General features: G+C 58.8%; 12 protein-coding genes and 1 pseudogene. 4 read left to right on the plus strand and 9 right to left on the minus strand.

Annotated features, from left to right (window positions below; translation table 11 throughout):
* Positions 1 to 134: 134 nt before the first annotated feature.
* The 8 genes and pseudogenes from ACVWXD_RS12725 to pvdP form a co-directional block, all read right to left on the minus strand.
* Positions 135 to 374: a hypothetical protein gene (locus tag ACVWXD_RS12725; protein WP_181644302.1), complete on the minus strand. Its 240-nt coding sequence runs from the start codon at positions 372 to 374 to the stop codon at positions 135 to 137.
* A 202-nt stretch (positions 375 to 576) separates the two neighbouring features.
* Positions 577 to 894: a hypothetical protein gene (locus ACVWXD_RS12730; protein ID WP_181644303.1), complete on the minus strand. Its 318-nt coding sequence runs from the start codon at positions 892 to 894 to the stop codon at positions 577 to 579.
* A 4-nt stretch (positions 895 to 898) separates the two neighbouring features.
* The gene (locus tag ACVWXD_RS12735) at positions 899 to 1453 is read right to left on the minus strand and encodes a colicin E5-related ribonuclease (protein WP_457371588.1); all 555 of its coding nucleotides are present in this window, start codon (positions 1451 to 1453) and stop codon (positions 899 to 901) included.
* A gap of 303 nt (positions 1454 to 1756) precedes the next feature.
* Positions 1757 to 2140: pseudogene (locus ACVWXD_RS12740) on the minus strand (DUF637 domain-containing protein); the annotation flags it as partial.
* A gap of 300 nt (positions 2141 to 2440) precedes the next feature.
* Positions 2441 to 2815 carry a hypothetical protein gene (locus tag ACVWXD_RS12745; RefSeq protein ID WP_457371085.1) on the minus strand — a complete coding sequence of 125 codons (375 nt, stop codon included), beginning with the start codon at positions 2813 to 2815 and terminating at the stop codon, positions 2441 to 2443.
* Complete coding sequence (locus tag ACVWXD_RS12750) at positions 2812 to 8829, minus strand: two-partner secretion domain-containing protein (protein WP_457371086.1); 6018 nt, start codon at positions 8827 to 8829, stop codon at positions 2812 to 2814. Before ACVWXD_RS12750 ends, ACVWXD_RS12745 begins: the two co-directional genes overlap by 4 nt.
* An 18-nt stretch (positions 8830 to 8847) precedes the next feature.
* A complete protein-coding gene (locus ACVWXD_RS12755; RefSeq protein WP_457371087.1) occupies positions 8848 to 10542 on the minus strand; it encodes a ShlB/FhaC/HecB family hemolysin secretion/activation protein in 1695 nt (564 codons plus the stop codon).
* Between the two features lie 415 nt (positions 10543 to 10957).
* On the minus strand, positions 10958 to 12586 hold the full coding sequence (gene pvdP, locus ACVWXD_RS12760; protein WP_122755920.1) for a pyoverdine maturation tyrosinase PvdP: 1629 nt from the start codon (positions 12584 to 12586) through the stop codon (positions 10958 to 10960).
* Between the two features lie 143 nt (positions 12587 to 12729).
* Here pvdP and pvdM point away from each other — a divergent pair, with 143 nt between their 5' ends.
* Genes pvdM through pvdO form a run of 3 tightly spaced genes read left to right on the plus strand, consistent with a single transcriptional unit; the run spans position 12730 to position 16265 of the window.
* Entirely contained in the window at positions 12730 to 14073 is a 1344-nt protein-coding gene (gene pvdM, locus ACVWXD_RS12765) for a pyoverdine-tailoring dipeptidase-like protein PvdM (RefSeq protein ID WP_032885334.1), read from the plus strand.
* Between the two features lie 18 nt (positions 14074 to 14091).
* On the plus strand, positions 14092 to 15360 hold the full coding sequence (gene pvdN, locus ACVWXD_RS12770; protein ID WP_457371088.1) for a pyoverdine-tailoring periplasmic protein PvdN: 1269 nt from the start codon (positions 14092 to 14094) through the stop codon (positions 15358 to 15360).
* 32 nt (positions 15361 to 15392) lie between these two features.
* Positions 15393 to 16265 carry a dihydropyoverdine dehydrogenase gene (gene pvdO / locus ACVWXD_RS12775; RefSeq protein ID WP_260367293.1) on the plus strand — a complete coding sequence of 291 codons (873 nt, stop codon included), beginning with the start codon at positions 15393 to 15395 and terminating at the stop codon, positions 16263 to 16265.
* 97 nt (positions 16266 to 16362) lie between these two features.
* Here pvdO and ACVWXD_RS12780 read toward each other — a convergent pair whose 3' ends face one another.
* Complete coding sequence (locus ACVWXD_RS12780) at positions 16363 to 18855, minus strand: TonB-dependent siderophore receptor (RefSeq protein WP_401380050.1); 2493 nt, start codon at positions 18853 to 18855, stop codon at positions 16363 to 16365.
* A 431-nt stretch (positions 18856 to 19286) separates the two neighbouring features.
* Here ACVWXD_RS12780 and ACVWXD_RS12785 point away from each other — a divergent pair, with 431 nt between their 5' ends.
* The gene (locus tag ACVWXD_RS12785) at positions 19287 to 20936 is read left to right on the plus strand and encodes a cyclic peptide export ABC transporter (RefSeq protein ID WP_032885338.1); all 1650 of its coding nucleotides are present in this window, start codon (positions 19287 to 19289) and stop codon (positions 20934 to 20936) included.

The raw sequence follows: 20936 nt of genomic DNA on the forward strand, positions 1-20936 counted from the left end.
TTAGATTCCAAGTCCATCATTTGCAATGTCGAAGCTAATCGTTCAAGCCCCTGCATTGCGCATCTGGATTTAATGCATCACCCCCCGAAAACTCAAGAAATATAGCAAACTCAACAATGGCTCGCGCAACGTGCTTATTGATTTCCTGGCTCACGAGTCACCTTCACTGAAATATTTTTTATGCCCAGCTCATCAAGCATTTTCTGAGCTCTATTTGCTTGAGCCAGTGTAGGTACTTCCCAGCGCGCAGTTAAACCATTCTGACTTAACACGTCAGACTGCCTAAGCGCCTGGTCCTTCGATTTGTTCGTCGTTACAACCGAAATCTTGCAATCAACTAAAACCTCACCATCCACACCATCGAATTTAACCAACCTTATTGATCCATCCGGCATTGTTCTTTCTAGCGCAGGAGCTTGGCCAGATTGGGTTGCAGGATTGGAGCGAGCACCGGTTGCTGAGTCATTGTAATCACGGGCACGCGAACTCGTACCTGCATTCTCATCAACCCACTTGATCTTAGTTGACGCAAGATCATCTACCTTACCGGCAGCGTCACCAGTTGCTTTTGCACCATCAAACCCTGACTAAGACAAACTCCAAAAAAGTATCGCGATCTGAAATCAACTCAATGAAATCCCTAGCCGACTTTCTAGACATGGCAGGAAATGCTTCACCGGCAGCCACCGCCAAGGCAGAAAAATCCGCAATACAGTCTAAGTCAGGGATTCTTTTATCCCCTACAATTTTAAACCCTTCAATTCCGAGCACAGCCGCATCGCGTGCATCACAATAATTCAGCAACTCATGACTATCGCTCAAGTTAAATAACGGCACACCGCACCAAAGTCTGGTTGGTTCAGGTCCAAAACCCAAAAAAACAAACTCCTTCATTGCTCTACTCCCATGGTGCGACCCAGTTTTTATCATTTTTATCTGATACCTGCACGATTGCACCAGTCCGGTCATTCCGAACAACGTACGAACCATCTTTGGCTACATAACCAGTTGCGGGATCATTGAGCCGCGTACCCGAGACTGGATCGAATCTAGTGTCTTTAGTCACCACAGTCTTGCTGGGATTCGCGATGACGCTTTCAAGCGAGTCCGTTGTCCAGCCTCGCTTCCCCATCTGCTGAGCAATTTTTGGCTCAATGATGGATTGCATTCCTTTTGCACCAACAGAACCAACCGCACTCGTCCCGCCCTTCCCAACAACAAGCCCCACCCCCGGAAGCATACCAGCTATCTCGGCATGCGTTCCCTGCAAGGTCTTCTGCACGGCCAATCGCATGTCATCCTGATTGCTATCCAGAAACCCTCGGACGATTAGCCGCTCTTCCCAGTTGAGTGCGCCGCTGCTTTCGTATTTATCAAGTGCCGCATTTCCCACGGCAATTAATGACCGTTGAGCGTCGCAACTGGCGACATCGGTGCAGTGCATCAGGTCCATCCCGGACTTCTGGTCGCTGATGCCTTCGTACTTGAGCGTCAGGTCTGCTCGACAGGCAGCAGGATTTTCTGCTCCTCTGCACCCTTTCAAGTCCTTTACCAGGTCATCCACTTCGTGGTGATTGAGGTAGTTGTAAGCCGTGGCGTTCTTGGCGATTTCGGCGCCTTTCTGTACATCGCCTTCCGTAGCGCCAGCCGCCGCGATACCTACCAGTTGCGAAGCTGCCAACAAGAGCGCCGGGTTACCTTCCACCGCGTGCGCAAGACTGGTGACCAACGCTTCATTTGCACCTGCTGCCAGCGCCCCTGTAGCAAAACTGCCGCCACCGGCCTCGCTGACCAAACCACCGACCAAAGCATGGAGCGCTACTTTTTCAGGGCCGGACTCGGGCCAGTTTTGACTTTGAGAGAAGTCCCCCACTGCGTTAAAAGCGATGGCCTGCAAGGTACTCTGGAGTTGCGAAACAAGGGCCTGATTAAGGTTTTCGTTCAGGCCACCACCTTGCAGCAAGGTACTGAGGCCTGCCTGGGTAGCCCCTTGTGCTCCTGAGTACGCTGCAAACTTGGCAATATCGGAAGCCGAGGCAAGGTCCAAGCCTTGGGTAATGCCGTTGACCTTATCGCCTGTCACACCGAATGCGGGGTCAATTACGCCGGCAGTGAATCCAGCGGTCAGAGCGTTGGTGGCGTAGCCTTCAAAGCGGCGCTTGACGTAACTGGTAGCGCAGTAGCAGGTAACTTAATGACTGGGCTACTCTGAAGAACCCCCTTCAACTCATTTGGGCTAATAGTAAACACAGAGCGGGAATTGGAGACTTCTACGTCGAAATGACCTTTCACGACGTGATCAAAGCCCGCAGATACAGGTTTTCCAGTATCACGGATACGGAGTAGTTTCTGTGCGCCCATTGGCAATATTTATACGAGATTGCACTCGACCGGACACAGGTATTGCAGCCTCACCTGCGGCTTTTGCACCAGAGGAAACTCAGACAAATGAAATGTCTAACCTATCGACCCGCCATGAAATCAGCTTCCCCTCAAGGAAACCAAAGTCCGCCAGAAAAATCTCATCACAGAAGGTCAATCCACTACAGCACAAACAACTATCCCTCAACTCGCCGATAATTCTGTATGAATAGCCTGGACCTTCTCTAAGGACTGAGGGTGTGACATGAAAAACCTCTTGAACAATATACTCACCAAAAACCATGGGCAACAACTCTGCCCGATACACTCGCCCTATCTCAAGCTGATAGGGAAGATAACTTGCAAAGCAGGTAAGCCGCTGACCACATACAACAATCGAGACCTCCTCTTCTATTTCAGGATTGATGCCATCAACAAGCACTGAATAAATCATGGCACAGGCCTTATAGTTTTATCTTTAGGATCACCATTCAACATCTTCCAAAAACTCTTGCCACTTTCCACATGGATTGTAGTTATGGCGCCATCAGAATTAGTTCCTACGAACCCATACTTCGCATCTCCACGGGACGAATTACCCATGAACTGCACGTAGCCAGTTCGCATTTCGCCCTTGTACAGATACTGAACCTTATCCCCGCCTTGCATAATGTCTTTGCCCACCTGCAAATATTCGATAGACGACTTTGCCCCAAATTCAGCACCGTGTTTTTCAAAGTGACCAATCAGCTTTGCTTCATCAGCAAAACTAGCCGACCTCACATTTACAGGCGCTTTTGCACCACCCGCCACAGCCCGCTTGTAAGCCAAACCCCCTGCAACAGTACCCAACCCTACAGCCAGCGCAACCTTAAGACTATCCGCAATGTCCTTCGCCTGGCTATCGCTCAGCTCCCATTTCGCCTTGATCGAATCGACCATGGCGCCGACTGAATGCTCGGTCGTGGCTGTCGCCAGCATTTCCTGGAATTCAAAATTGCCGTTGATGAGGTTCTGTATCGCATCCCGGGCACCGGGCGAGGCGTATTCAGCGATGTCTTTGATGGCGTCCAGATTCGCCATGGTGTTGGCGACTTCTTTGGACAATGCGGCACAAGACCTGGGATCAGCCTTGCAGCCGACAATAGCGTCAATGTCCTGCTGCAGGCTTAACTCTTTGAACTTACGTGTGGTGTCTTCGATGCAGGAGGCATCGGTGCAGCGGTTTATCTGTTTGGCGGCTCGCTCAAGTTGGTTGTGTGCCAGGTAGTTGTACTGCGTTGCGTTCTTTGCAATCCAACCGCCTTTCTCCAGCGCGGCCGCATCCGTATCTTCTTTTGCTGCAGCCGCTAACACGCCGACGATTTGTGAGCTCATCGTCAACAGGTTGTCATTCCCCTTGACCAAGGAATCCAGCTGGGTGACCAACGCCTCGCTTGCAGCGGCGGCCAAGGCGCCAGTTCTAAAGTCTCCGCCCGTGGCTTCTGCCAGCAGTCCACCGACCATGGCGTGAATCGCTACCTTCGGCGCCGAACCATCCGCGAGGACGTTTTTGGTGTAATCGCCCACCAGGTTGAAGCTGGCTGCAGCCAGTGTATTGAACAGCGCGTTCTTCAATGCATCACTGACGCTTGCGCCCTGCCCCAGCGCCTTATTCAGTAACAGAGACGTGCCATTCTGCAGCCCCTGATTGGCCGCAAATTGGCCGACGCCAGTCCAGGTGTTCAGCGAGCCCGATGCAGTGACTTTCTCTAGGGCCGTATTGGTTTGGGCCCCCGTCCACTGATCAAAATACCCCACAGTCAGACCAGCGGTGATTGCCGAAACGGCGTACCCCTTCATCGCGTCGGAGGACGTCACGTCCTTGAAGACGGCGCCGAGATTGCCTCGGTTATTGATCGCGCTGACGCTGGCATTGGTAGAGGCGCCTGTTGCTACAGCACCTACCATGGCGCCCCCCACACCGCCCCCTGCGGCGGCGGCAGCCATTGGCCCGATAACCGCCGACATCACAATCGCGATGATGATTTGCGACGCAGGTCCTAGCCCCGAGTGGCTGTACTTGAAGCTGTCGTGCACCTCCCTGACTTGGCGCCAGTCCACATCACCGCGACTTTCTGCGTCCTTGAGCCAAGCCAGTTGTGGATCTGCTTTGACCATTGCCTCGATGGACTGGCTGACGGTCTGCTGATTAACCTGTTTGATATCGATCTTCAAACCTTCAACGGCCTTGATCGCAATACTGCCCTCGGCAACCAACTGACTTTGCCGCAGCGTTTCGTCGGTACTGCCCTTGCCCCTGGATGAAACCCAGAACGCGCTGTTGTTACTCTTCTCGTGACTCTCCTGGCGCAAATCCTTCACCGCCTCAAAGGTCACTGCACCACCGCTGCTAATGGTGATATCCGCACCACTCTCCAGCCGCGCGCCCTGGTACAACTGGTCGCCGCCACTGACGAGGTTGAGGCTGCCGCCGGTGCTGATCTGGCTGCCGACAGCGCGTACGTCGGTGACTTCATCGCGCTGGGTTTTGATCGCGCCAAAGCTGCCCTTTTTCTCGTAGTCGTACAGGCTGTAGTCGCTGTCATTGGCGCTCAATAACTCCAGTTGTCCGCCCGCGATCAGGTAAGCATCCTTGCCGCTGGTGACTTGGCTGGCATGCAGCAGGATGTCTTGCCCGGCCGTTGCCGTGAGGTTGCCGGCCGCGTTGAGTTGGCTGCCGATTTGGCGCACTTGGGTGGTTTGTTCGTGGGTCTTGGCACCGTTGCGTTTGCTGTGTACCTCGTGGTCGGTTTCGTTGGCGGCGGCAAGTAGGTTGATGTTTCCGCCGGCGGCCACGCTGAGGTCTTTGCCGGCATTGGCCTGGCTCGCCAACAGCGTGATGTCGCCGCCGGCTTGCAGGCTCAGGTTGCCGGCGGCGTTGACGTTGGCGCCAAGGTGTTCGGTACGGCTGTGTTGGGTGACAAGGTGCCCGCCGTTTTGCGTGGTGCGCACTTGCTGGATGTCGGTGACAGCGATGAGGTTGATATCGCGGGCGGCGGTCAGGCTCGCGTCGCCGCCGCTGCTGATGGCGCCTCGGTTGTTAATGTCGCGTCCGGCATCGAGAGCCAGTTGCTGGCCCGCGCTGATCTGGCTTGCATGATCGAGATGGGTGATGAGCGTGCCGTCACCCTGGTATTGGGCGTGGGCGGTTCGCTCATTGACGATGTCGCCGGTGAGGCTGGTGAGGTCCACGTGGCTGGCGCGGATTTCGCCGGCCATAGCGTTGCGGATGCTGTCGGTGGCCAGCAGGCTGAGGCGTTCGCCTGCAGTCATCGAGCCACCGTTGAGCAGGCTGCCATCAGCCATGGCGGTCAGGTCCTGGGTGGCCCTGAGCGTGCCGACACTGACGATATCGCCGCCGCTGACCAGGTTGATGTCCTGGCCCTGTACCAGGCTGGCGCCACGCAGGTTCTGGTGGTTAACCGTCGCCAGGTACAACACCGGTACCAGCACGTCTTCGCCTTGTACCTGGCGTTTTTCCATCCATACGATGTCGTGGGTCAGCGCGGCGACTTGTTGCGCGGTGAGGCCGACGCCGACGCTCAGTTGCAAGCTGTCGCGCGCGCTGAGGCCGTTGTCCATCAGGTGACGAAACTGCGCTTCATCGCTGTTCTGACCATCGAGAAAGCGTTGCCCGGTCTTGGCCAGCACGGCGTCACGGATCAGGCGACTTTCGTAGTAGCCGTCGCCGAGGCGGCGCCACGCCTCGTCGGTGTTGTAGCCGATCTTATCGAGCAAGTACTGGGAACTGAGGAAATTGCCCAGGTGGGTGAACAGCGGGTTGGTCTCGATGAGGTACGGGCTGCCGGGATCCTTGCTCGGGATAAACAGGCCGTACTCGCCGCTGGGCAAGTGAAACTCAGGCGGACGGGTCAGGTCATCGCTGAGTCGGTCGGGGCTCAGTTCAAGGTCATTGGGGTTGTGGCCGACCTCACCAATCAGCTGCGCCAGGGTGTTTTCGCGCAGGGTGCCATTTTGCAGGTATTGCGTGGCGTTCAGGTTGAGGCTGCCGCCCGCTTGCAGGGTGGCGGCGTACACTTCGCGGCCGTCTTCACGCCAGGTAGTGAGGGTGCCGGGGTTGCTGAAGCCGGGGCCTTCGGAACGGGCCTTGAGTTCGGCAAAGCGCAACGGATCAAAAGGCGCGCTGTTGAAGGCCGGCAGGTCGTGAAACTCCATCTGGTCCCACAGGGCTTTGTCGATGCGCCCAGGGGTGCCGATGATCGTGCTGGACAGGCCGGTTTGTGAGGCGGCGCCCTGGTTGAGCAAGCGACGCGCGCTGAGGTGCATGTCGCCGTTGGCGGCCATCAGGCTGTAGCGGTTTTCCAACGTGTCGGCGTCGATATACAACTGTTGACCGGCCACCAGGCGGGCAGCCTTGGTGGAGCCGGGAGCGGCGGTTTCGCGCCAGGTTTCGGTGATGTAGATGGTGCCGCGCTTGAAGCTGTCATCGCCGTCACAGTGCTGGCCACAAACCCACTGAATGCTGCCGCCGACCAGTTCGCGCTCAAGGGCAAGCACCGTGCGGGCGTTCTCGAATTCACGCGTCTTGATGTGCAGGTTGCCTTCGCTTTCCACGGTGCCGGACAGGTTGCGAAAGCTTGTCGCCTGGCCGCCGTCGGCGGCGGCGAAACTGAAATCGCCTACGCTGTAGACGTCGCCTTCGAGGTTGCTGAAATGCTCGCCGCGTATGTGCAAGTCACCGCCGCTGAACAGCAGTCCGGTATTGGCCACGTTGGCGCTGATCAGCAGGTTGCCTTGACTGCCCAGGCTGCCGTCGTTATTCAGTTGGGTTGCGTTGAGCTGCAGGTGACGGGCCGCACTCAGCACACCGAGGTTGTGCAGCACATCACGTACGCGCAGTTGGATGTCGTTGCCGCTGAGGATCTGGCCGTGGTTCTGGATGAGGTTGCGGGCGCTGAGAGTGGCATCGCCCTTCACGGCGATCAGGCCACTGTTGTGCAGATCTGCGTCAAGGGTAAGTTGCAGGTCACCATCGCTGAGCAGTTCGCCGCTGTTGTCGAAGGTGTTTGCGGCGAGGGTAATGTTGCCTGCCGCGACGGTCTTGCCGCTGTTGCTGACAGCATCGGCAATGAGATTCAGGTGGCCTTCGGTATGGAGCGTGCCGCTCTGGTTGTTGACCTGTTGAGCCGATAGGCTCAGTTCGCGGGCGGTGACGATCTGCCCGCTGTTGTTTATTTGTTGGCGGGCTTCGATCTCCGCGCTGTCTGCAGCGATGTTGCCGCTGTTGTCGACAACAGCGGTCTTGATGTCCAAATGGCCGCTTGCGTTGAGCTCACCTTGATTGTCCAGGCGTTCGGCGGTGATCCTGAGTTGCTTGCCGGCAATACGCTGGTCCTCCTGAATCCCACTGACCACCTTGCCCTGATTGCTCACGGTTGCCGCTTGCAAGTGCACATTGCCTGCACTGGCGAGGGTGTGCTGAACCACCAGATCGCCCTTCGCCTGCAGGTCCACATCTCCTGCCGCAAAGGTTGGGCCTTGCAACTCAATTGACGCGGCCGTGGCGTTCAACGCGCCGACGCTGGTGGTGTGGGCCAGGCTCAGGCCACCGTTGGCATTGATGACTATGTCCCCGGCGGTACTCGCCATATCCCCGGCCAGCCTTACGCCCACGCCTTGTTCCGTGCCAATCAGACGAATCGCCCCGGCATACATGCCGCCAAGGGCGCTGGCGTCGATGGCCAGTTGCGGCTTTTCGCGGCCATCATCGGCATGGGCACGAGTCTGCAGGCTGTCGGCGCTGACATCATTGCGGCCGGTAATAATGTTGAGCTGGTCAGCGTGCAACTGCGCATTGAGTTTGGCGGTGCGAGTGATCAGATCGAATTGACCGACATTGCGCGCATTGAGTCCGGCGCCTTCCAGGGCGATATCACCGCCGTCCACGCGAAAGTGATCCAGACGCCCGTCGTCCAGTACTGGTTTGCCAGTGGTCAGCGTCGCCCGTGGCGTATTGATAAAACCGCAGCCATTGCAGGTGATGCCATGGGGGTTGGCGACAATCACGCGCGCAGCCTGTCCGGCCACTTCGGTGTAGCCCCCCAGGTGGCTGCGATTGCCACCGGTGACCTCATTGAGAATCACGCTGGCTGCCTGCCCCTGCAAGCCGGGGTTGCCGAGGATCACCCCACCGAGCTGGGTGTTTTGCGTGGCATTCGTGGCGTTGTTTAGGATCAACCCGTTGCTGCCGACGTTGTAGTCGGTGAACAGGTTATGGGACAAGCCGATGCCGTTGGGACCGGCGATATTGACCACCGGCACGCCATTGGGCGCTTGATCGATGCTGGTGCCGGGGCTGGCGGGGTCGACGCTCAGTTGCGCGGCAGCCGAGACGATCGGGTTGAGAAACAAAATACCTGCGAGGCTCAGGGCCAGGCACTGGTTAAAGGGGCTGCGCGCGTCCATAGGCAAGGTTCCTTGTTGTTAGAAGAACAGGTCGATTCGGGCGTACATCGGGTGCTCGCGGTGCTCGATCACGGCCGGGCGCTCCAGAGCACGGGCGAATACCAGCGATGCGGCAAGGTGCCGGCCGCGCGCGCTGAGTTCCCAGGCATTGCCAGTGAGGCGCCCGGCCACGTCGGGGTTGTGCGGCCCACGGCGAATAACCCCAACGTCGTAGCCGAAGCCGACGCCCACTTCGTGCACCCACGGGCGCAAGGCGTCCCAACCCACGGCGTGGCGCCAGCGCAGTTGGCTGCGCCAGTAGCCGCCGCTGTTGCCCGAGAGATTCTGTTCGCTGAACCCGCGCACCGCGCCAAAGCCGCCGACGCTGAGGCGTTGTGGTCCATAGAGTTCGTCTTCGGCACGTTGGCCGGTGGCCAGGCTGTCGACGCTCCAGTGTTGGTCCAGCCAGCGAAAGGACTGCAGGTAACTGAGGGTCAGGCTGTATTTCTGATAGCGGGAGGTGGGGGCGCCGGAGCGTGTGGAGAGGTCGCGCTGGGCGTCCAACGCGCCGATGCCTTGCTGCCAACCGGCATCAAGGTTGAAAAAGGCATTGCCGATGCGACGCCCATGGTTGAACCCCAACTGGCGCTCAGTGATGCGATGGCTGGACGTGCGCAACAACGCGTCTTCCAGGTAGTTACGTGTACGCAGGTGGCTCAGGCCGATGTTGAGCGCGGTCTTGCCGAGGTTGTCGCGGTGTAGCACGCGTTCGGCGCGAAGTTGCTGGGTAGAGGTGTCGCCGGACAACGCGAAGGCAAAGCCGGACGCGTCATTTCGGGTGCGGTAATAGCTTTGGCTGTGGCTGAAATTGAAGGTCCACCAGCCATACGGCAAGCTGTAGAACAGGCTTTGGCTTTCGGAATGTCGCCAATGGTCGCTGACCGTGTCACGGTTGGCGCGCAGGCTCAGTTGGTCCGCCAGCCCCAAAGGGCTGTCCCATTCAAGGCCAAGACCGGCCTGCTGGCGGCCGGTGCTTTCGTCTCCGTGGTTGTTGCGGTTAGCCGAGACGCGCCAGGGCTTGAAGCGTTCGCCCTTGAGTGCGACACGGCTACCGCCCACCGCTTGGCCCGGCATCAACTCAAGCTGCGGCTGGCGCGAGGGCAAGCGTCCCAGCTGATCGACCCATTGCTCCAGCTCGCGTAGATCCAGCACGTCACCGACGCTGCCAGGAAAGGTCATGGCTGACTCTGCGGGACTGGCCAGTGATGAGCTGTCGAGGCCTTCGAGGCGCCCTTCCACCACGATGATTTTAAGCTCGCCGTTTGTCAGGTCTTGCTGCGGCAGGTACGCCCGGGTGGTGACGTAGCCACGGCGCAGGTAATGGTCGGTGAGGCTTTTGAGCACCTCGTTTAGCTGAGGAACGCCAAGGCAGCGCCCCGACCAGGGAGCAAGCAAGGCCTCGCGCTTTGCCTCGGAGAGCAAGGTGGCACCTTCAACGGTGATGCGCGTGAGGGTCACGCACTGGCCGTCTTCAACCAGAGCAGGTGCGGTGCGTACTGCGGCTTTTCCAGGAAGGTTTTGCAGTTCGTCCAGACGTCGACGCTGCTCTTCCAGCACTTGCTGTTGTCTTTCGCGGGCCAGCTCTCTGTCGCCCGGTAAGGTTTGCGCCGCGGCAAGAAGTGGACCGCAGAGCAGCGCCACGCCAAGTAACGCGGGTCGTAAAACGGCTGACATCCTTTTCACCCTCACTGGTACTCATATGGAAAGAGCACGCAGCTTGCCGAGGCTGAATTGGTAAAGGAAAAGCAGAAAGGTTACAAAAATCTCAGGATTGCGAAGGGTATTCCTACATCTGTCACGCAGCGTTAAAAAGTCCGTCAGATTTTTCCCAAAAACATGGGAAAAGATCAGGTACCGAGCAGGAAAAAAGAATAAAAAAAGAAACGTATGGTTTTTTCTCCCACTCGAAATCTTCAAACCTACAAGCACATCGGAAAAAAGATAGGAATGGATAAACCAATTTGTCAGAGAGATAACGCAGGACGCTTAGCCATCAGGCTTTTGCGCTTACCTGAAAACGAAAACCGCAGATTAATACCCCGCAGCTACCGTTTTACATCGTAAAAATCGTAGTTTCATCGACAAGCGGTCACGCTTCCCGCGTCTTCACCTTCAAATGCCGCGCATACCACGGCCGCTTCGGCACGCGCTTGAACAACCCTGTGAGCGCATCGTCGTCAGCACCAAAGGTAATACGCAACGCGAGCTTCATGGTCTCCGGGTCCATTTCCATCGACTTGCCCATTTGCAACCCCGGCGTGGTGCTGCAGCCGTGGGTGTCCGGGCCGAGCCACGGGTCGCCGACTTCGACCCAGCGGCCCGGGGCGAACCAGGCTACGCCGTTGACTTCCAGCCGGCTGACTTCGCCTGGATTGAAGCGTTCATGGGCGCGGAACCAGTCTTCGATGCGGTCGTCGATCCAGCCGTGGAAGTGCCAGAACACCGGGTTTACGTGGGAGGAAAACGGGTCGCCAAGGAAGTCGTTTTCGGCGGCGTACCACCGCGCGGCAAAGTCTGCCGGGTCGCGGGCAAAGGGCACTGGCGCGCCGTTGGAGGGATCGCGGGGCACCGAGGCCCAGCGCATGTGCAGCCAGTCGTGCAGGCCCAGTTCCATCTCGGAACCCAGTTGGCCCAAGGTGTATTTGGCCAGGTAACGCGGGTCGCGGTATTGGGACTCCCAGACCTGGAAGTTGCTGTGGTACGTCTCTTGCGACTTGATGTCGCTGACCCACTGGGTGTATTCGCTGTCGTCGGGGGCCAACCAGGTGGGCGGCAAGGCGAAGCCATCGTGGTTGTCGAAGTAGCGCACAAAGCCCAGGCGATCACGCTCCAGCGCCGGTTGCGGTTCGGGGAAGGCCGGCCAAGAGGGTAAGTCCTGCATGGCGCGTGCAGTGCCGAGCATGTGCCGATGCATAAAGAAGAAATCGATGCCCGAGCCGTTGCGATCTTTGCGCTTGCCACGGGCGTCGCGCTCCTGGCCCCGTGGGCCGGGTTGCCAGCCGATGCCGCGCAGGGCATCGCGTTTTTCTTCGGAGAGTTTGTGCCATTGGTCGCGAGTGGCGTGCCACAGCTGGTGGAACAGGCGGTGTTCGGGGGCGATCAGCCAGGCGAGCAGGGTCGGGTTGTGGCCGATGCGCTCGCGGGCTTCGGGAAACAGCTGTTTGTGGGCGATAAAGCGGTTGTCGCGTTCGGTCAGGGCCAGGGGGCGATTCAGGTCGAGGATCTGCCCGCTGAGGGTGCCGCTGCCGGCGTTGCCGAAGTCGGCCCAGACTTCATCGAGGGTCATCTTGAATTCATAGGCGGGCCTGCCATCGGCCGAATCGCGGTCGATCAAGCGCCAGTAGAGCAAGGCGCCCTCGCCCGTCAGCAAATCGCCCAATACCCGGTAACGCGGTTCACCTTCGGCACGCAGGTTGGCGGCGGTGTCCAGGTAGCCGCGCAGGCCTCGGCCACGGGGGGCGATGTCGAGCAGCAGTTCCAAGCCTTGCAGCGGCAGGCCCTTGAGGCCAGCGTCGCGGCCTTCCAGGCGCAGACTCCAGACGCCACGCAAGGTATTGGCCAGTTGCTGGCCGGCGGTGTCGGCCAGATCGACCGTGGCTTCGCCGGGGGTGATGGGGAATTCTTCACGCGTCCACTCGCGATGGGCATAGAAAGCTGCCGGCACAGCGGCGCCGGTGAGCGCGAGGCCTGCGATGAACCCACGTCGAGAGATGGTCATTGTTTACCTTAGGAAACGGCTTGATCAGAGCTAGAACGTTTGCTGGCAGGGGAAATTTACCGCCGCCGTCTCGCCCGCCTAAATTTCCCCGCTCATCGCTCGTTCTTCCCAGATAGCAAAGGCCTCAACTGACTGAGATGGCAATGACAAAATCACGTTCGAAAAAGGCGTTGTATATCGGCCTGCCGCTGGCCCTGGCCGTCGGCGCTGGCTTGCTGGTCTGGGATCACTGGTTCAGGGGCAACGCCGGCTACTCGCTGGAGGTGATCAAGCAGGCCAACGAGATGCAGGATCGGTTGTTGTCGTTCGACAGCCATATCACTGTGCCGGTGGATTTCGGCACCGCAGGCAAAGAAGCGGACAAGGACGGCAGCGATCAATTTGACCTGGTCAAGGCCAGTCGGGGCCGCTTGTCCGGCGCCGCCCTGACCATCTTCGGCTGGCCGGAAATCTGGAACGGCCCGAACGCACCGCACAAACCCACCGAAGGGTTTGTCGAAGCGGCACGCCATGAACAGGAAGTGCGCTACAAGATCATCAGCGCCATGGTGCGCGACTTCCCCAATCAGGTCGCCATCGCCTACACCCCGGACGACTTCCGGCGCCTGCATGGCGAGGGCAAGTTCGCGATCTTTATGAGCATGCTCAACGCCTACCCGCTGGGCAACGATCTGAACCAGTTGGACCTGTGGGCCGCGCGCGGCATGCGCATGTTCGGCTTCAGCTATGTGGGCAATAACGCCTGGTCGGACTCATCGCGCCCGCTGCCATTCTTCAATGATTCGGTGGATGCGCTCGACGGGCTGTCCGACATCGGCAAACAAGCCGTGCACCGTCTCAATGACCTGGGTGTGATCATCGATGTGTCGCAGATGTCGACCAAGGCCCTGGAACAGGTGGCGCAGCTGAGCCGCACACCAATGGTGGCGTCCCACTCGGCGCCGCGTGCGGCGGTGGATATCCCGCGCAACCTCAGCGACAAGGAATTACAGCTGATCAAGCACAGTGGCGGCGTGGTGCAGATCGTGGCCTTCTCGGCCTACCTGCGCCCGCTGAGCCAGCCAACCCAGGACAAGCTCAACACGCTGCGCGCCCGTTTTGACCTGCCGCCCCTGCCGAACCTGGCCATGGCCCTGATGCCAGGCGATCCCATCATCGCTGCCTGGCCCGAGCAGCGGTTCGGCGAGTACGCCAGCGCGCTGTACGGCATCCTCGACGAGGAACCCAAGGCCACCCTCAAAGACCTGGGCAACGCGATCGACTACACCGTGCGCAAGATCGGCATCGACCACGTCGGCCTGTCTTCGGACTTCAACGACGGGGGTGGCATCGACGGCTGGAACAACGTCGGCGAAATCCGCAACGTCACCGCCGAGCTGATCCAGCGCGGCTACTCCGAAGCCGACATCGCCAAGCTGTGGGGAGGCAACTTCCTGCGGGTCTGGGACCAAGTACAAAAAGCCGCCAAACCATTGGCCAACCGTTAACCCTCTAGAAGCCAGTCCATGACCGACCGCCGTACGTTTCTCAAGCAGGCAGGGGTACTTGCCGCCAGCCTGCCGCTGGGCGCTGCCATCCTGCCTCAGGCGCAAGCAGCCGTAACACAAGACCCATGGACCGGGTTCAAGCGACTGTTCAACCAAGACCCGGACTACCTGCACTTCTCCAACTTCCTGGTGACCTCGCATCCCAAACCGGTACGCGAAGCCATTGAGCGTTACCGCGCACAGATCGACCGCAACCCAGGGCTGGCCATGGACTGGGACTTGCAGGAAACCTGGAAGCGTGAAGGCCAGGTGCGCGAATGGGCCGGCCGCTACCTGAAGGCCTCTCCCCCGCAGATCGCCTTGACCGGCAGCACCTCCGAAGGGCTGGCGATGATCTATGGCGGGATCAAGGTACGGCCCGACCAGGAAATCCTGACCACGGTTCACGAGCACTACGCCACCCAGAACGTGCTGGACTTTCGTGTGCTCAAGCAAGCCACACAGGTACGCCGGATCGCACTGTTCGACAACGCCAACCAAGTCTCTGTCGATGAAGTACTCGGCAATATCCAGCGCAACATCCGCCCCAACACCCGTGTGTTGGGCATGACCTGGGTGCAGTCCGGCAGCGGCGTGAAGCTGCCCATCGGCGAGATCGGCAAGCTGGTGGACGAGCACAACCGCAACCGCGATGAGCAAGACCGCATCCTCTACGTGGTGGATGGCGTGCACGGCTTCGGCGTGGAAAACCTCGATTTCCCCGACATGCACTGCGACTTCTTCATCGCCGGCACCCATAAATGGATGTTCGGCCCGCGCGGCACCGGTCTGGTGTGCGCCCGCGACCCCGAGAACAAATACGTCACGCCGATGGTGCCGACCTTCTCCGAGGACAAGGACTTCGCCACCAGCATGACGCCTGGCGGCTACCACGCCTTCGAGCATCGCTGGGCCGCAGATGAAGCCTTCAAGCTGCACTTGCAGTTGGGCAAGGCCCAGGTGCAGACACGCATCCATGGACTGAATACCGAGCTGAAAGACCAATTGCTGGCGCAGCCACAGGTCGAGCTGGTCACCCCGCGCAACCCCGCGCTGTCCGCCGGTTTCACCTTCTTCCGAATCAAGGGCCAGGACAGTGAAGCAGTGGTGGCCCACATGATGAAACACCGTGTGGTGATCGATTCGGTGGACCGTGATGTCGGCCCCGTGATTCGCACCTCGCCTGGCCTGCTCAATAACGCCGACGAAATCCAGCGGTTCATGACCCTGCTGCGCCAGCGGGTGTGACGCTCACTTTTCCCTTTGAACGAGATGCCCACATGATTCCATTCCGACTCAAACCCTTGACCACTCTGGCGCTCACCGCCCTGTGCAGCGCCCTGCTGCCAGGCGTGGCCCAGGCCGCCGCGCCACAGCCGGGCAAGGTGTTCAAGGACTGTAAGGACTGCCCGGAAATGGTCGTGCTGCCCGCCGGCACCTTCACCATGGGGACGCCTGAGGATGAGGTCGGTCGCGAGCCGGATGAAGGCCCGATGCATGACGTGACCTTCGCCAAACCGTTCGCCATGAGCCGCTTCCACATCACTGCCGGTGAATGGGACAGCTATGTGCGCCAGACCGGCGTGAAGATCACCAATGGTGACACCCGCCCCGGCCGCGAATGCATCGCCAGCAAGCCGCGCTATCCACAAGGCCCACGTCAGCCGGCGGTGTGCATGGACATGGACGACATCAAGGCCTACGTCGCCTGGCTGTCGAAAAAGACCGGCCAACACTACCAAATGGTCAGCGAAGCCCAGCGTGAATACGCCGCCCGTGCCGGTTCCACCGGGCCTTTCCCGTTCCCCTTCGATGAAGGCAAGGGCTACAGCATCGCCGAACACGCCAACACCTACGGGCCTGCGGACGGCTACAGCTACTCGTCGCCAGTGGGCAGCTACCCGCCCAACGCGTTCGGCATGTACGACATGCACGGCAACGTCTACGAGCGCGTCGCCGACTGCGAACATACCAACTACATCGGCGCCCCTGCCGACGGCAGTGCCTGGGTAGAATCTAATTGCGAGTCCTATCAGATTCGCGGCAATGACTGGGGTGAAGCACCGGTATTTTCGCGCTCGGGCAACCGCAACACTATCTACCCGCAGACGCGGGGCGACTGGATCGGCTTCAGGGTTGTGCGTGATCTCTGATTACGCACACTGAAACCGGCAAAAAAAACCGCCTGGCATGAGCCAGGCGGTTTTTTTATGTCTGGAGGGCGCCGGCACACGTGCCGGCTCCCGGTGATCAGAACGCGTACTTGGCGTTGATCATTGCGTTGCGAGGTTCGCCGTAGGAGCCCGAAGTGAATGTACCAATACCGTCGTAATACTTCTTATCGAACAGATTGTTCACATTCAGACCAACAGTCAGGTGCTCATCCACTTTGTAGTTCGCCAACAGCCCCACTACTGCAAACGGATCCTGCGTTGCCTTGTAGGTAGGGCCGGTGTATTGAGGGACTTGCCCCTCGGCGTACATCTTGCTCTGCCAGGTAACGTTGCCGCCAATGGTCAGACGTTCCAGGTCGCCCTGCAAGCGGTAGGTAGTGCCGAGCTTGAGGAGGTTGGAAGGCTGGTTGGTCTGGACACGCTCACCATTCTTGTCGTGAGACTCACGATAGGTGTAGCCACCGAATATGTTCCAACCCTTGGTCAACTCGCCCGAAATCTCGGTCTCGACACCACGAGTGCTGGTGCCGCTGATAGCCTTATAGGCTGTTTTGTTGGAGTTGGGATTGAAGACCTCCTCAGGGCTGTTCTTCTGCTCTACATCAAACAACGCGATACTGGCGTTCAACGCACCGTTGAAGAATTCGCCTTTCAAGCCAATCTCGTAGTTGTCACCCTGCAGCGGCTCCAGGGACTTGTCGTCAACCGTCTTGTAGAACGTCTGCGGCAAGAAGATGTTGGTGTAGCTGGCATACGCCGAATAGGTGTCGTTCAACTCGTAGACAATCCCCGCATAGGGAGTGACAACTCCGGTTTTACGAGTTTTGTCAGTGGCTTTGCTCTGATTCGAAATGCTCGTGACGCGGTCTTCCTGATCCCACCAGCTGACACGAGTACCAAGAATTACGGTTAACGGATCGAATGGCTTCAGACGCACCGCAGTGTAAACCCCGCTTTGCTGAAGGCTCGTAACCGTTCCGCCATTTTCGACGAACTTCGGTCGAGCGAACTGACGGCCATCCCAGGCGAAAATATTGTCCACCGCCGCGAAGTCGCCATCGGCTCCAGTGCTGACGTAGTCCGGAAAGTTCAGGTGCGTGCGCGAAGTGCTGGCACCCACTACCAACTCATGCTGACGCCCACCCAAAGTGAACGGGCCGGTGGCAAAGGTATCCAGGGTGTCTTGAGTCTGGTAGCTGTCCAGACGACTGATATAGGCATTTGCGCCGACGCCTGTCACTGGGTCTGGCGCGCCATTACTGGCAGAAGCCCCCTCCCCTTTGCGATAGCTGTATTGGTGGCTGTAAGCAGTTTTCCAACTCCAGTCGTTAGCCAGCTTGTGATCCAGCATGGTGCTGAAGTTATAGCTGGTGTTGTCCTGGAATGCCCAACGGCTGGCAGGGTTGAACGAACGGGAGAAATTAGTCTGTTTGCCGGTGTTGTAGAACAACGGGATATGCCCATAAGTCGTGCCATCGGCGTTGTTGTTCTGGTAATCGAGGCTGGTGCGTAACGTGGTGTCATCACTCAAGTCGATGTCCAGGGCGCCGTACATCACACGCTTTTCTTGCTTGTACCAATCAATGAACGAATTTTGCTTCTGATAAGCCGCGACGAAACGTCCACGCACATTGCCGGTTTCGGTCAGCGGACCCGAGACGTCAACTTCGGAGCGGTAGCGGTCCCACGCCCCCGCCTCTCCGGAAACGTATGCCTGGAAGTCGCTGGTAGGACGCTTGCGCACTAGGTTGACGGTGGCGGATGGAGTGCCTGCACCACTCATCAGGCCGGTCGCGCCGCGCACAACTTCAACGCGGTCATAGATAGCCATGTCCGACAGTGGGCCGGTGTACTGCTGTGACTCGTTGGCCACTTGCGACGGAATGCCATCGTACTGAAAGTTCTGTATTGAGAAGCCACGGGAATAGAAAGAATAACGCTCACTGTCGCGGTGGTTGATGCTGATACCCGGCGTGAACGCCATCACTTCGTTAAGCGTCGAAAGATGCTGGTCGTCCATCAGTTGACGGGTAATCACACTCACCGACTGCGGCGTTTCGCGCAAGGACAAGGGAAGCTTGGTGGCGGTGCTGGTTGCTCCCGTGGTGTACGAACCGGTGTTTTCGGTCGTCTCCCCAAGACCCTCGGCACTGATCGTGGTCGCGCCCAGGTTCAGCGCCGAACCGCTGGATGGCGCCATCACGATATAGCTGCCGCTGGCTTCGCGACTGGCCTGCAAGCCACTGCCCGACAACAGTCGAGACAGGCCTTCATCCACGCCAAACTGCCCTTTCAACCCTGGAGTGGAGCGCTGGCTGGCGATCGCTGGATCGTAGGAAATCGAGACACCGGCCGCCGAGCCGAATGACATCAGCGCATCCGATAATTTACCGGCCGGAATCGCGAAGGCAACCTTGCCGGCTTCGCTCTGGGCAAGTGCGACGCTCGGCATCAATGTGGCGGCAGCTGGCACAGCCAGCGCGGCGCCCAACATCATCAGACGCACGGTCTGCGGCAATTTCTTCAGCGCGTAATGCTTGGGCGTAGACAACCAAAGGAGATAAGGCATCGACAGCAATCCTTGAACAATGAGGCGTGTGTTTGGCAGAAATTAGTGGCGTCTTTGAGCGCCTCTGGTTAATAAGACGGTTCAGGTAATGAAAACCAGACTCATTTACCTGCTTTTTTTTACCACCCCTCTAAACGCGCTCAACCCTCAACCGCCAGGGGCATTGAGGGTCGAGCACGCGTGCTCATAGAAATGAAAGCATCCATGGGAAGGGATCGGCGCACCGGCCTACGGGTGCCGGCCATGAAACATGGCCGCATCCAATCTATAACGTGGGGCTGGCGGACAAATTTAGGGTCCGCGCCCAACGCAATGAGGCTAAATCGCGCCGTAGTCGAAACGTCTTCTACAAAAGCCCGCGAGCGATCAAATGGATCGCCGGGCCTCCACTCGCCCTTAGCACGTAGCCACGTCGCGACCGAGGTAGTTTCATGACTGCAAAACCGCGTAGCGCCCTCAGCGAACTCTTGAGCCTGCTCAAGCCCTATCGCTACACCGTCATTCTGTCGATTCTGTTCGGCATCCTTGGAGGGGTGAGCGTCACGGCTCTGCTTGCCACGGTTAACCAGGGCCTGCACAGCGAGTCCGGCCTCACCACCGCAGTGGTCCTGGCCTTTGCCGGGCTATGCCTGCTCGCCCTGCTCAGCAGCATTGCCGCCGACATCGGCAGCAACTTCGTGGGCCAAAAAGTCATCGCCAGGCTGCGCAAGGACCTCGGCGCCAAGGTGCTGTCAGCGCCAATCGAACAGATCGAACGGTACCGCAGTCACCGCCTTATTCCGGTACTGACCCACGACGTCGACACCATCAGCGACTTCGCCTTCGCCTTCGCTCCGCTGGCCATTTCCATCACCGTTATCCTCGGCTGCCTGGGCTACCTGGCGAGCCTCTCGCTGCCGATCTTCATCATGACCCTGCTGGCCATCGGCATCGGCTCGGCGATCCAGTTCATCGCGCAAAGCAAAGGCATCAAAGGCTTCTACGCCGCGCGGGAAGCTGAAGACAACCTGCAAAAACATTACTCGGCCATCGCCGAAGGCGCCAAGGAACTGCGGATCCATCGCAAGCGCCGTCACGCCATGCTGACCCGCAACATCCAGGCCACCGCCGACCACATCTGCGACACCCACGTGCGCTCGATCAATATTTTCGTGATCGCCAAGAGCCTGGGTTCGATGCTGTTCTTTGTGGTCATCGGCCTGGCACTGACCCTGCAATCGTTCTGGCCCAGCAACAACCCGGCCATGATGAGCGGCTTTGTACTGGTGCTGCTCTACATGAAAGGCCCGCTGGAAAACCTGATCGCCAACCTGCCGATCATCAGCCGCGCGCAGATCGCCTTTCGACGCATTGCCGACCTGTCCGAACGCTTCTCGTCGCCGGAACCGCACTTGCTGCTTGACGCCGATGAGAGCCGCACGCCGACCATGAAGCATCTGGAATTGCGCGACGTGCAATACGCGTTTCCGCCCGTGGAAGGCAGCGCGCCCTTCAAGCTGGGCCCGGTGAACCTGACCATCGAGCCTGGGGAAATCCTGTTTATCGTCGGCGAAAACGGCTGCGGCAAGACCACCCTGATCAAACTGCTGCTGGGCCTGTACACCCCGCAGCAAGGTGAGATCCGCCTCAACGGCACAACGGTGGACGCCCATGGCCTGGATGATTACCGGCAGATGTTCACCACCATTTTTGCCGACTACTACCTGTTCGACGAACTGGTGCAAAGCGATAAAGCCCTGCCGGACGACGCCAACCAATACCTGGAGCGCATGGAAATCGCGCACAAGGTCAGCATTCGCGACGGCGCTTTCACCACCACCGACCTCTCCACCGGGCAGCGCAAGCGCCTGGCGCTGATCAACGCCTGGCTCGACGAGCGTCCGGTGCTGGTCTTCGACGAGTGGGCCGCCGACCAGGACCCGACCTTCCGCCGCGTGTTCTACACAGAGCTGCTGCCGGACCTCAAGCGCCTGGGCAAGACCATCATCGTGATCTCCCACGATGATCGTTACTTCGATATCGCCGACCAACTGGTGCGCATGGAAGCCGGGCGCGTCATTACCGAAAAAGCCTTCGCCTGA

It is taken from the genome of Pseudomonas sp. TE3911, from assembly GCF_054062775.1.